At 53.6% G+C, this 12424-nt stretch carries 13 protein-coding genes; 11 read left to right on the top strand and 2 right to left on the bottom strand.

What is annotated here, in order from left to right; all coding sequences use genetic code 11:
• Positions 1–31 precede the first annotated feature (31 nt).
• Complete coding sequence (larA, locus tag HPY73_06760) at positions 32–1276, bottom strand: nickel-dependent lactate racemase (GenBank protein QLH75169.1); 1245 nt, start codon at positions 1274–1276, stop codon at positions 32–34.
• A gap of 98 nt (positions 1277–1374) precedes the next feature.
• On the opposite strand from larA, the gene thiL reads away from it, so the two are divergent.
• From thiL to HPY73_06745, 3 genes are read left to right on the top strand one after another with little or no spacing between them, the layout of a single operon-like run.
• Positions 1375–2334, top strand: coding sequence for a thiamine-phosphate kinase (gene thiL / locus HPY73_06755; protein QLH75168.1), 960 nt, complete (start codon positions 1375–1377; stop codon positions 2332–2334).
• Positions 2335–2338: 4 nt separating this feature from the next.
• Entirely contained in the window at positions 2339–3334 is a 996-nt protein-coding gene (amrS, locus tag HPY73_06750; protein ID QLH75710.1) for an AmmeMemoRadiSam system radical SAM enzyme, read from the top strand.
• A 9-nt stretch (positions 3335–3343) separates the two neighbouring features.
• Positions 3344–3985, top strand: a complete 642-nt coding sequence (locus HPY73_06745) for an endonuclease (GenBank protein QLH75167.1) — start codon at positions 3344–3346, stop codon at positions 3983–3985.
• Here the strand turns inward: HPY73_06745 and HPY73_06740 are convergent.
• Positions 3978–4850, bottom strand: coding sequence for a prepilin peptidase (locus tag HPY73_06740; protein ID QLH75166.1), 873 nt, complete (start codon positions 4848–4850; stop codon positions 3978–3980). The genes HPY73_06745 and HPY73_06740 overlap by 8 nt on opposite strands.
• 139 nt (positions 4851–4989) lie before the next feature.
• On the opposite strand from HPY73_06740, the gene HPY73_06735 reads away from it, so the two are divergent.
• The 8 genes from HPY73_06735 (at position 4990) to HPY73_06700 (ending at position 12415) form a co-directional block, all read left to right on the top strand.
• On the top strand, positions 4990–6525 hold the full coding sequence (locus HPY73_06735; GenBank protein ID QLH75165.1) for a mechanosensitive ion channel family protein: 1536 nt from the start codon (positions 4990–4992) through the stop codon (positions 6523–6525).
• Between the two features lie 84 nt (positions 6526–6609).
• Complete coding sequence (locus HPY73_06730) at positions 6610–7107, top strand: nitroreductase family protein (protein QLH75164.1); 498 nt, start codon at positions 6610–6612, stop codon at positions 7105–7107.
• Positions 7108–7212: 105 nt separating this feature from the next.
• Positions 7213–8619, top strand: coding sequence for an MFS transporter (locus tag HPY73_06725; protein QLH75163.1), 1407 nt, complete (start codon positions 7213–7215; stop codon positions 8617–8619).
• Positions 8620–8656: 37 nt separating this feature from the next.
• Entirely contained in the window at positions 8657–9607 is a 951-nt protein-coding gene (locus HPY73_06720; GenBank protein ID QLH75162.1) for an endonuclease V, read from the top strand.
• A complete protein-coding gene (locus HPY73_06715; GenBank protein QLH75161.1) occupies positions 9604–10500 on the top strand; it encodes a 2-dehydropantoate 2-reductase in 897 nt (298 codons plus the stop codon). The genes HPY73_06720 and HPY73_06715 overlap by 4 nt, the downstream gene beginning before the upstream one ends.
• A gap of 4 nt (positions 10501–10504) precedes the next feature.
• The gene (locus HPY73_06710; protein ID QLH75160.1) at positions 10505–10981 is read left to right on the top strand and encodes a hypothetical protein; all 477 of its coding nucleotides are present in this window, start codon (positions 10505–10507) and stop codon (positions 10979–10981) included.
• Between the two features lie 138 nt (positions 10982–11119).
• Entirely contained in the window at positions 11120–11542 is a 423-nt protein-coding gene (locus HPY73_06705; protein ID QLH75159.1) for an Lrp/AsnC family transcriptional regulator, read from the top strand.
• On the top strand, positions 11543–12415 hold the full coding sequence (locus tag HPY73_06700; protein ID QLH75158.1) for a 4-hydroxy-tetrahydrodipicolinate synthase: 873 nt from the start codon (positions 11543–11545) through the stop codon (positions 12413–12415).
• The last annotated feature ends 9 nt before the right edge of the window (positions 12416–12424 follow it).

Here is a 12424-nt window from a genome sequence, read left to right as displayed (position 1 = left end):
GGAGGTTCTTGGCATCTATATATTCAGGCATTTAAACTACCCTCGGGACGGTGACGCTACCGTCCATGAGAACTAATATCTTTCCTTCGGGCCTTTCATGAAGGAACGAATCGACCGCCATCTGCAGGTCATGGAACGGGGTGATGTTGATAGACCTCAGTTTCTCATCCTCAAGGTCGGTCACCGCCCATATCCTGGAGGTCAGCATGATCTCCGCAAGCTTTGCCGCCTTATGGAATCCGAGCCTGTACTCGCATTCAAGGTTCCGCAGTATCTCCGATGGGTCCTTCGATGAGGAGAGCTGTCTGCAGAAAGTGTCGTCGCCCATCCCCTGCCTGCACTTAGACACCAACAGGACCACCCCTCCCTCCTTCAGCGCATGCTTGGCATTATCAATGGCCTTCTGGGACTGATACAGGTCCACATCCATCGGATATGGCGCCACTGTGATCACCATGTCCGCCTTCTCTTTTACTTCGACCGAAAAGACCTCGTTCGCCCAGGCAACGGCCTTGTCAAACGCCCTGAACAGGTCCCCGCTGGCGACCTTATAGACGCCCTGATGCCGGTCCATCACGACCTGCACCGAGAAGATCTTTTTGTCCTTCACGACGGAAAGCGCATCGATCATGTCCTCATGGACAGGGTTCCCATCAAGCCTTAGGACGCTGGCCTCCTTCCTCATCGCCAGACGGTGGTTCTGCTCGATGCATTTGAAGGATGCGACCCCAGGAAGGAACGACTTCCTTCCGCCTGTATAGCCAGCGAAATAATGGGGTTCGACGCTCGTTATTATGACCAGACGGTCGGCGTTGACGGCGATCTCGTTGACCTCCATCTCGGTGCCGTTCTTCGAGCGGCCAAGATAGATGCAGTGGTCATTCCTGGCATCGTGAGGATGGATCTTATCCCTGACCACCTCCAGCATTTCACCGAATATGAGACGGAGCTCCTCTTCATCTGGAGGTCGGTGCGCGCCCGTGGCGATAAGATACCTATACTTTGAAAGGTCGGTCCTATGAGAGAGGACCTGAAGGACAGCGGCCGTGGGGGTAGGCCTTGTCCCATCATTGACGATGAAGACCACGTCCTCACCGCCAGCAAGGAATTCATCGATATGGCATGAGCCTATGGGTTCGGCCAGCGACCGTTCGATCGTGCTTCTCACATCACCGGTCACGACATCCTTCGGAGCAAGGGTCCCAATGAAGTTCCTCTCTGGAACGTCGGCGAATAGCCTTCCTTCCTTTCCATACGGGACGACTATCTCTTCCATCTGAGCGAGACAATCGAGGCCCGTCTATTAAACCGTTTTTAACAACGAGCATGGTGCCAGATAAAGGTTTAATCGGGGAGCGGACATATGTTAAAACGATGTCTAGGCTTAGCGACCTGGGAGAAAAAGCGGTGGTAGGGGAGGTCATATCCAGGCTGGCATCACAAGGTGTGATGGGGGTGGGCGACGACGCGGCATGCATCAGGCTTGGCTCCAGATACCTGGTTGTCAGCACCGACCTCATCTCAAAGAGGACGCATATCCCTGACCGCATGACCTTCAGGCAGATCGGTTGGATGGCGACGGCGGTGAACCTGAGCGATCTTGCGGCCATGGGGGCCACTCCGATCGGGGTCGTCATGGCCATGGGCCTTCCCCGCGAGCTCGACAACACGTCGATGATGGAGATCGTCGATGGCATCATGGAGTGCTGCGGATGGGCGAGCGCCAGCTATCTTGGAGGGGACACGAAGGAGACGCCAGAGATAACGATCGCGGGCACCTCATTTGGGATCGTAAGGTCCGATGGGCTGTTGAGAAGGTCCGGCGCAAGACCAGGGGACCTCCTTGCTGTCACAGGGACGGTCGGGCTGGCGGGAGCTGGGTTCCTAGAGATGGACCTTGATGAGTTCGATGAAAAGGCCAGGTCCGCTGCTCTAGAGCCTCGGCCCCGCATCAAGGAGGGGACGATAATGTCATCGTCCGGTGCTGTCACATCATGCATGGACACGTCCGATGGTCTGGCCATGTCGGTACACGAGCTTGCTGGGGCGAGCCGTGTCGGGTTCGAGGTCTTTATGAAAGATATTCCTATCGACCCCTCGGCGGCGAGGGTCTGCAGGAGGATGGGCGTACCGACAGAGGAGGTGGCCTTGTTCAGCGGTGGGGATTATCAGCTTTTGTTCACGGTTGACCCGTCGGAGCTGGGGAAGTTGAGGTCTATGCTTGGGGATGGGTTCAAAGTGATAGGTAGGGCCGTGGAACCGGAGGCCATAGTGTTGGTGGATGGCCCTTATGATCATTTACCAAGGAAGGGGTATGAGCACTTCAAAGGATGATCATATGCACGAGGCGTTGTTCTGGGAGAAAGAGGGGGACAAGGTCCGTTGTAGACTCTGTCCCCACCTTTGCCTGATCGCTGAAGGAAGGGCTGGGACCTGTAAGGTCAGGACGAATGTCGGAGGTAGGCTGATCGCCCTGACATACGGCAAAGTTTCCTCCATAGGACTGGACCCGGTCGAAAAGAAGCCTTTCTTCCACTTCAAGCCAGGAAAGACCATGTTATCGTTCGGGAGCGTCGGATGCAACCTTGGATGTCTTCATTGCCAGAACTATGCCATCTCTCAGGCCGGCCCCTCATCATTTTTTCTAAGGGATGTTCCACCAGAGAAGGTCCCAGAACTTGTGAGGAACTATGACGGCCAAGGAGTTGCCTGGACGTATAATGAACCGACGATGTGGACAGAGTTCGTCATCGATTCGGGCAGGCTCTGTAAAGACCATGGGTTCTTTACGGGCTTCGTGACGAACGGGTACATCAATGAGGGCCCGCTCAGGGAGCTCAAAGGCATCGTTGATGCCATCAACATCGATGTCAAGGGCTTCAACGAGGAGTTTTATAAGAAAATATGCAAGGCAAAGCTACAGCCAGTATTGGACACGGTCAGAACGGCAAAGGAGCTGGGAATGCATGTGGAGCTGACCTATCTGGTCATTACTAATAAGAACGACGGTGCGGACGAGGTTGGACGGTTCTGCGAATGGGCGATGTCGATCGACCCGGGCATGCCCATACATTTCTCCAGGTTCCACCCCGATTACAGGATGATGGACGTACCACCGACGCCATCGGCGACCATGGAGAGGGCGTATGATATCGCCAAAGGGAGGGGGCTCAAGTTCGTTTACGTGGGGAACATGCCTTCGGACCACGAGAGCACCTATTGCCCTGACTGTGGTTCTTTGGCGATAAAGCGGTCTGGATTTTCCATACGCATGGTAGGGGTGAGAGACGGTAAATGTTCCAAATGCGGGGCCTCTTTAGGCCTCGTCCTTTGAGGTGTGCATATGGACATCGATGAGATGAGAAAAAAGATGTCCGCATTATACGATGTGAAGGATTGGTGGCCCTCTGAGTCCCCGTTCGAGGTCATAGTGGGGGCGATATTGACCCAGCAGACGACGTGGGAAACGGTGACAAAGGTCCTTGACAGCATGAGGAGGAAGGGACTTTTGGACCTCAGGACATTGGCGACCTCAGATGGGGAGCTCGAGAGCACGGTGCGACCAACAGGTTTTTACAATCAGAAGGCGAACCGTCTCAGGTCCATAGCGAGATACTTGATAGAGAACCACGATGGGGATGTGCGAAGTTTCCTCGATCGGGATTTGGCCATACTGCGAAAAGACCTGCTCTCCATCAAGGGCATCGGTGAGGAGACGGCGGACACCATAATCCTGTTCGCGGCGGGAAAGCCTTCCTTTGTCGCCGCATCCTACGTGGCAAGGGTTCTTACCAGGACAGGGGCGCTCGAACAGACTAGCTACGGAGAGGTTAAAAGGTTCGTCGAGAGCAGGCTCCCATGTACCGTACAGGATTATCGGGAGTTCTATGCGCTCTGCGTACAGCATTGCAAGACGGTGTGCTTGTCCAGGCCTAGATGCGAGGCCTGTGCTCTTTCTGGAGGGTGTCCTTCCAGCTCTAAATGAAGAAGAATATTACGTTGCCCACGACCGCGGCGATGACCAGCCCAAGGGTGAGGGGGATCAACATGGGGATCTTTGGTGTGACCCATATCCTTGTGAGCCCCTTGCTCTCGAGGGATGCGAAATGCTCTTCCAATGATTCAGGCCCTTTCGGCAAAGATGATGTCCTCACCTCATCGCCGTCGATATAATCCATCGGCCATACGAACCTCTTTTTTGCCTCAGATATGTCCATTCGAACACCGAAGAACATGGAAGGGAATCGACGGTCCCCCCTGACCATGTTCAATATGAAATAATAGACCGGGACCACCATCGTCAATATCGCTCCATAGAACAACGTGAGCAAAGAGAAAGGCATGATGTATTGGGCAACATCACTTGGCAGCGGCAACAACGGAAGTCCGTCCATTACAGGGTACCACGGTATCAAAAGGGAGAGGGCTATCAACGCCTTTGCGTCCGCGCCTCCCTTTATCACATCGATTATGTAGAGGACAAAATACAACAGGAACATGAGCGGGACCGACAGCAGCGCCCAGAACCTCTCCTCATGGTAATGGTCGAGGAAAAACCATGCGATGATCGCCATACTGACGACATATAATGCAAGAGGGGGTACGTTCACACCTCCCTCGAAGATCCCCCTTCTCTCGATCAATAGGTCGAAAAAGAACCAACCGATCGGGATGAGCATGAGCAGAAGGGCGGGGTCCCAATCCTCTTCGACCATCTCTGTGGCCAATATGATCAATCCTGCAGCGCCCATTGCAAGCCAACAGGAGTCCGGTGCCGTCCTGGTCCTCCAATCCGTGTAAGAACCATATGCCAGGGCGGAGAGCGCGACAGCGAGGCGCAAAATGGGCATCCAGTCCATACGGCCAATAACCCATGGACACGATATATACATTTCTCGGCGGATATCAAAAAAGGTAACTTTGCATCGGCAATTCTATTAAAATATGGGATAAGTTATGCGCCCTCGGAAAAATGGAGGTTAGGAGCAAATGAACTCCGATTTCAAGGTACGCAGGGCGCCCATGTTGATAGCGTCGTTGATGCTGGTGCTGCTGGTGCTGATGGTAATCTCCCCAGCGTCATCTGCAGGAGAGATCAATATCCTTCCACAGTCCGGTCCATATAGAGAGCTTGATGCAGATACCAGTCAGGTCTTTGAATGGGTCATTTATAATAATGGCAGCGAGCCCGTCGTTGTCAAGGGCACGGTCGATCCCGTCTCTTACAACGGGGTGACGGCGGAGTTCGAGGACGATTTCATCACGCTCGGCCCGATGGAATCAGCATCCATGGTCGTGACGTTCACCGCGGGAAGGGAGGTCTCAGATTTTAAAAAGACCTTCCTCGTGAACTTCACCGCGACCGACATGAGCTCGCCCTCGAATGTCACGGTCAATACGGTCGAGGTCGAACTTGATGTGGTATCCATATTCGGCGTCGATGCAGGTGCGAACAAGATCCTCCATATCTGGGACAATAACCTGCCAGAACCTTTGAACACCAACACAGGGGCATTCCTGGTCAGTGTATTGATATGGTTGGGCATAGGGTTCGCCTTCTACTTCATCGTAGATCCTACCGTGCATCTTCTAACAAGAAAGACCGAGACTGAACTGGACGACATCATCCTTCACATCCTCAGGATGCCTTTGTTCCTGTTGATAGTCCTTATCGGGTCTGTGAGCTCCATCGAGATCTTGGACATATCGCAGAAAATGGTGGCGGACATCGAGATGCTCTACGCGATAGCCCTTGTCCTGATCGGCGCTTGGCTCGCCTATAAGATTTACGATGAGATCGTCCTGTACTACGCAAAAAAATTCGCGAAGAAGACGGAGACGGAGCTTGATGACGTACTGATACCGGTATTGGAGAAGATAGGGATGATCGTATTCCCGTTCTTGGCGCTAATGCTGATATTCCAGATACTTGGATATGACCTGACCGTGCTCCTGGCCGGGGCGGGGTTCCTAGGTCTGGTCGTTGGTCTGGCGGCACAGTCCACCTTGGCCAACTTCTTCGCTGGCATACAGCTCTTGATCGACCGCCCCTTCAAGATCGGAGACCTCCTTATGCTGGAGAGCGGTGATTTTGCAGAGGTCAAGCACATCGGCCTCAGGGCAACTGAACTGTTGGACACCACGAACAACCAGCTCATCGTCATTCCGAACGACCAGATGGCGAACAACAAGATCGTCAACGCGGTCATGCCCGACAGGGGGCTTACCATAGCAGTCTCGATCGGCGTCGCCTATGGGTCTGACATCGAGCTTGTTAAGAAGCTAATGCTGGAAGCGTTCTCTGAGATGGCCAACTCGAACAAGGAGAAGGTCCCAGCTATAAGGCTGAGCGACTTCGCTGACTCATCGATCAACATGAAGATCTTCATACCGATCGACGCGGCCCCGAACAAGTGGAGGGCGGCATCTGAGTTCAGGGAGATATTGTACCGTAAGTTCAAAGAGAACAAGGTCGAGATCCCCTTCCCACAGCGCGTTGTCTATCTCAAGACCGAAGGCAAGTGATGAGGCCCAATCGTTGCCCTAAACCTTTTCCTTTTCATAATTTAAATATCATCTACAATACATAATGTTAACAGGTGAGATCATATGGATGTAAGGCAGGCCATCAGGGCGAGAAGGAGCATCAGGAAGTTCATCAGGAAAGATATCCCTACAGACGATCTCGAGGAGCTGCTCGAGATGGCGCGCCTGGCCCCCTCTGGGGCGAATCGACAGCCTTGGGAGATGGTGGTGGTCACCGACAGGAAGAGGATAACTGAGCTCGTGCCCTTGTGCAAGAACCAGAAGTTCATCGAGGACTGCAGCGCATTTCTTGTGGGGATCGATGACCCGCAACAGAAGTGGGCCAAGGTGGACGTGACCATAGCTCTGGACCATGTATCTCTTGCTGCCACGGACATGGGACTAGGGACCTGCTGGATAGGTGCCTTCGACCAGGAGAGGCTGGCAGAATTCCTCAATGTCCCAAAGACTAAGGTCATCACTGTATGTATGGCGATCGGATACCCGGCCGAGAACCCGGAGCCGAGGAGCAGGAAAGAACATGATGACCTGTTCTTCTATCAGAAATATAGAGGAGCGTGAGCTGACCCTTAATTTTTAAGTATTGCCTAGATGCTCGCGAGACCTAGGCATTGTTTTTCCGTTTCCAGCCTCAGCCAACCAGGAAACGGCCGAGGAGGTTGGCTCATGAGGCCGTTCAAATTTGAACCATATCATGGTGTCTGGGCCTGGTTGTTCCTGGCGTGGATGGTCTGCTATATCGACAGGAGCATCACAGGACCAGTGGTCTCCTGGATGATGATCAACGATGTGGGGTTCTTGGCCGAGGTACCGATGGAACATGCGATCGGCGGGATGATAGGTTCCATGTTCTTTGCCGGCTACATGCTCACACAATACCCTGCCGGCTTTCTCGGCGACCGGTATGGAAGGAGATGGATGCTGGTCATCAGCACCGCTTGGGCAGGGGTCACGACCTTGGCCAGTGCGTTCACAAGGTCCTTGACGGGTTTTGTCGCTATGAGGGTGCTTACAGGCCTGGGAGAGGGCGCTTACTACTCCAACGATAGGGCGGTCATCGATGAGGTCACGCCTAAGGAGAAAAAGGGTCTTGCCATGGGAGTGGTCTTTGTAGGCCTTGCCTTAGGTCTGACAGCGGCGACCGTGCTCACGCCATGGATGATCGATATTTTTTCAGAGATCTGGGGCAAAGATGTCGCCTGGACCGCCCCTTTCCTTGTCTTCGCCCCGATCACCATGGTTGTCTCATTGGGGCTAAAGAAGGTCCTATCTCCAGAGAAGGAGAGGGGTACCAAGTTATGGCGACCTTTGGCCTCCCTGATATTGATCTCCTCGGTCTTGCTTGGTGCGATCATGGTGGTGTTCCAGACGACATTGTTGCTCGGATGGGGAGGCGTCGAACAGACCATTGCTATCGTCCTCCTTGCATCCACTTTGGTCTATCTGATCTATCTTAGGTTAGGAAGGGTCAGTGCGCCAGTGCTAAAGGACAGGAGATTGTTGATGATGTACATCTCGGCCATACCGATACTCTATACGTTATGGTTCTTTGGCTTCTGGTCCATCCTTGTCGTCTCAGAGTCCTCCAGCATAGGGATAGCGGGTTCAGCGATGTACGCCGGTCTCTTCGGGGTCGCCAGCATTATAGGATATCCTCTGGGTGGAAAGATCTGCGACATTTCTATGGCACGTGGTAAAGGGAGGGGTCGGGTGTATGTGAGCATATGTCTGGCCGTGGGGGCGCTGGTGTTTGTATTGGCCATAGGGGTCTCAGAAGGGTCTGTGGGCCTGAAGGGCATCGCATCCCTCCTTTTCATCATCGGAGTGCTTTTCTCTGCCCTGCAGACGGCGCACATGACCATGACCTCTGACCTTGCCCCGAAGGGCATGATGGCGCAGACCTTTGGGATGTGGAACCTCGTGGCCGAGTTCGGGGCCCTGTTATCCCCCGTGCTCTCTGGAGCTTTGCGGGATTGGACCGGGAGCTGGTTCGTACCCACGATCGTCGTATCAATATTGCTGGTGGTCAGCGCGGCGATCGTCTTTCTTGTGGACGAGGGCGGACCGAGATGACAACAATTAATTATCCCTATCGGTCAATCCAAGGGACATGATCCATCGTGAAGACCTTGATGAGGTCGACCTTGAGCATCTGATATTCAAGGCGACGTCCCAGGTCCCTAAAGGCATGGTCACCACATATGGCGACATCGCCAGGGCGTTGGGCGATGTCTCAGCCTCAAGGGCGGTAGGGGCCACTCTATCACATAACCCGATGCCGATGACCGTGCCATGCCATAGGGTCGTATATGGCGATGGAAGGGTCGGTTGGTACAATGGCCACGGTAAGGGGACGGATATTAAGGCAGGATTGCTAACCGACGAGGGCGTGAATGTGACGGATGGTATGGTCAAAGACCTTGAAAAAGTGCGATTCAAGGACTTTGACATCGACCCGATATTGAGAAGATTGAGGGAGATGCAGACAAGATGCGCCTCTCTTGTCGTCACAGATGGTCCGGACGAGACGTTAGATAAGTTGGTAGGGCTGGACATCTCATATGATGGCAACGATGCCTATGCGTCGTGCGTGATATTGGATGTGGAAAGCGGTAGGACGACGATAAGGACCGTCAAGACGAAGGTCCGGTTCCCTTACATCCCTGGATATCTCAGCTTCAGGGAGATGCCCGCCTATCTCAGGCTCTTGGATGGGGTGGAGCGCGCCTTGGTCCTTGTGGACGGACAGGGAAGGCTTCACCCTCGGAGGTTCGGGATCGCTTCCCATCTGGGGGTGAGGACAGGTCTTCGGACGGTGGGGGTGGCGAAGTCACTTCTATCTGGACAAGTCTCGAATGAAGGCGACATATCATTGGAGGGGGAGGTCGTGGGCCGTGTTGTGCTGGCAAGGGGGAGAAGATACTATGTCTCGGTCGGGAACAATGTCTCCCTTGGCTTCGCATCGGAACAGGTCCAAAGATTTCTGTCCGACCCGTCGACCGATGTGCTGGCTATGGCGCACAGGGCGGCGACACAGGCAAGGAGGGCATCAGGGGAATGAAGGTCGCGATAATCGGGGCGGGAGCGGTCGGAAGCGTCATCGGCGGTCTCCTTTCAGGGGACTACCTGGTCACTTTGGTCGGGAGAAAGGAGCATGTCCATGAGGTGACGAAGAACGGGCTGATCATCGAAGGGGAGAATGCTGGTACTTATTGGCCAGTTGCCACCACTTCGACCAAGAAGCTACCTGTTCAGGATGCCGTCATCATCACCGTGAAAGCCTATGACCTGGAGCAGGCGGTCAAGGACTCGCTGAGGCTCATAGGCCCAAGCACCACCGTTGTGATCGTACAGAACGGTCTATGGGTCCTCAAAGGACCTTTGAGGGCCAGCTTTGCCAGGCCGGTCATCGCCGTGGCCTCCCTGGGGGCCACTCTGCTCGGCCCTGGACGGGTACGTCTGACAGGAAAAGGATGGTTCGAGGTCGGGTCGTTAGAGGGAAGGCTATCGAGGGCGACGTTGGCCGCCCAGCTGCTCAGGTCTGCGGGGTTCGAGGTGAAGGTGACCGATGATATTGTGGCCTCGGTCTGGCGAAAGGCCCTCATCAATGCGGCCATAAACCCCGTGACCGCGCTATTGATGGAGCCCAACGGCTCTATCCTCGAGAACCCTGACCATCTTGCACTTTCAAAGGCGTTGTTCAATGAGGGGCTTGACGTCGCCGTGTGCTTGAATGTGCTGACAAAGAAAATGGTTTCATTCGAGGATGTTATCGACGTGATAAGATCGACGGCAAGGAACAGGTCGAGCATGCTCCAGGACCTTGAAAATAAGCGGAGGACCGAGATAGATGCTATCAATGGGGCGATCTGCGACCTTGCACCTCGCCCAGAGATGGTCAGGATCAACTCTCGCATGGTCAAGATAGTGAAGGCGCTCGAGACCTGGGAATAAAAATATGGAAGGCGAAAAGAGGATTCCATGTGATGATTCCTCCATCGAGGAGGGGAGGCATTGTCTGACCTCAAAGGATAGAGAGAGAATAATGGCGAGGATACACAGCGCGCTCTTTTGGGTGGGGGAGCTCATACCCGACCGCTATGTCATCGATGGAAAGGATGTTCCTCTCCGCGATACGATATTCAGGTTCATTTCCGATGAGGATGTGAGCGAGGAGGATGTCAGGAATGCACGAGAGCTGGCGGAGATGCTTGAACGCGAGGCCAGGAGACTCGAGAAGGAGCTCAAGAATGATGATTCGCTCTCGAGGAGGGACGCTCATGTGGTCCTCGACGAGGTGCTGGGACTGTTGCGGGCAGTGGACGAGCTCAGGGGGCTGGACAAGGAAAGAGGGGACCTTAAAAAGAGGGCGTTGATGGAGAAGGTCGATGATGAGAAGCGTTGGCTACGCTTCGTCCAACAGTTCAACCGATGAGCGGTTTTCGTTGAAAAATTATGCGTTTGAACAGTATTAACCGGATTTTTCGGAAATATTAAATAACATCATTCGATTTAAGTAAAAAAATATACGAAAAATGAAAACTTGCCGTTTTTTAACGGAGAGTGATCTAAGATGATAGACCATCTTGATGACAGGATCATCGACATCCTTAAGAAGGACTCAAGGAAGCCCTTTGTGGAGATAGCGAACGAGCTCAACGTTTCTGAAGGCACAATAAGGAGCAGGGTTAAGAAGCTCTTTGAGGACGGGGTGATCCAGAGCTTCACCATCAAGACCAGCAGCAAGAACGTCAAGGCGATAATCGAGGTCAAGATCGATGTCAACGTCAACACCTCTGAGGTCGCGGCCAACATATCCAAGTTCGAGGGGGTCGCCGAGGTCTATGAGGTCACCGGTGAAGAGGACATAGTCGCTATCATCGATGTCACCTCATCGCCTCAGCTGAATGAGATCATCGAGAGGATCAGAAGATTCGATAATGTACAGTCCACCAGGACCCGGTTGATTCTTAAAGAGCACTTTGGAGGGAAATGAATGTTCGCAGGATGCGCGACGGCATTGATAACACCGTTCAAGGACAATGGAGAGCTCGATGAGGAGGGGATACGCGAGCTAGTGAGGATACAAGAGAGGGAGGGGGTCGATGCGGTAGTCCCCTGTGGAACGACAGGTGAGTCGGCGACGCTGTCCCACAAAGAACACCTTAGGGTGATCCAGATCGTCATGGAGACAAAGAAAAAGGTCAAGGTGATAGCCGGGGCCGGAAGCAACGCCACGCACGAGGCCATACATCTGACGAAGGGTGCGAAGGACCTGGGTGTCGATGCCGTTCTATCTATATCTCCTTATTATAACAAACCCACGCAGAAGGGGATATTCAAGCACTATGAGGCCATAGCCAAGGCCGTTGACATACCGATAATCGTATACAATGTTCCTGGAAGGACGGGCAGCAACATACTTCCAGGCACCATCAAGAAGATGTCGGAGATACCTAACATCGTCGGCATCAAGGAAGCCTCAGGGAACCTGGACCAGATCATGCAGATACTCAGGGACCTTCCCCCGAGCTTCGATGTCCTTTCTGGCGATGATAATCTTACTTTCCCATTGATGGCGGCCGGGGCCAAGGGGGTCATATCAGTGGCATCGAACGTTGCCCCAAGAATGGTATCGGACATGGTGCATTACATGCAAAATGGAGAGCTCGAAAAGGCGAGGGACCTGCACTTCAGACTGCTCCCGTTGTTCAAGAGCCTGTTCGTAGAGACGAACCCTATACCGGTAAAGACGGCGATGAGGATGATGAAACGCCCATCCGGTGTCTTCCGTCTGCCGCTGTGCGACATGGAGCCTTCCAACGCGGAGATCGTTCGAACTGCGCTGTCCGAGCTCAGATTGATCTGAGGTGATTTT

The organism is Methanomassiliicoccales archaeon, from assembly GCA_013415865.1.
GTDB lineage: Archaea > Thermoplasmatota > Thermoplasmata > Methanomassiliicoccales > UBA472 > MVRC01.
Note: the sequence above shows the minus strand (reverse complement) of the source record. Positions and strands in the feature narration are given on the sequence as shown.

Coding starts and splice junctions, on each gene's coding strand:
- larA (QLH75169.1), bottom strand. CDS start 1,276: ATGGAAGAGATAGTCGTCCCGTATGGAAAGGAAGGAAGGCTATTCGCC.
- thiL (QLH75168.1), top strand. CDS start 1,375: ATGTCTAGGCTTAGCGACCTGGGAGAAAAAGCGGTGGTAGGGGAGGTC.
- amrS (QLH75710.1), top strand. CDS start 2,339: ATGCACGAGGCGTTGTTCTGGGAGAAAGAGGGGGACAAGGTCCGTTGT.
- HPY73_06745 (QLH75167.1), top strand. CDS start 3,344: ATGGACATCGATGAGATGAGAAAAAAGATGTCCGCATTATACGATGTG.
- HPY73_06740 (QLH75166.1), bottom strand. CDS start 4,850: ATGCCCATTTTGCGCCTCGCTGTCGCGCTCTCCGCCCTGGCATATGGT.
- HPY73_06735 (QLH75165.1), top strand. CDS start 4,990: ATGAACTCCGATTTCAAGGTACGCAGGGCGCCCATGTTGATAGCGTCG.
- HPY73_06730 (QLH75164.1), top strand. CDS start 6,610: ATGGATGTAAGGCAGGCCATCAGGGCGAGAAGGAGCATCAGGAAGTTC.
- HPY73_06725 (QLH75163.1), top strand. CDS start 7,213: ATGAGGCCGTTCAAATTTGAACCATATCATGGTGTCTGGGCCTGGTTG.
- HPY73_06720 (QLH75162.1), top strand. CDS start 8,657: ATGATCCATCGTGAAGACCTTGATGAGGTCGACCTTGAGCATCTGATA.
- HPY73_06715 (QLH75161.1), top strand. CDS start 9,604: ATGAAGGTCGCGATAATCGGGGCGGGAGCGGTCGGAAGCGTCATCGGC.
- HPY73_06710 (QLH75160.1), top strand. CDS start 10,505: ATGGAAGGCGAAAAGAGGATTCCATGTGATGATTCCTCCATCGAGGAG.
- HPY73_06705 (QLH75159.1), top strand. CDS start 11,120: ATGATAGACCATCTTGATGACAGGATCATCGACATCCTTAAGAAGGAC.
- HPY73_06700 (QLH75158.1), top strand. CDS start 11,543: ATGTTCGCAGGATGCGCGACGGCATTGATAACACCGTTCAAGGACAAT.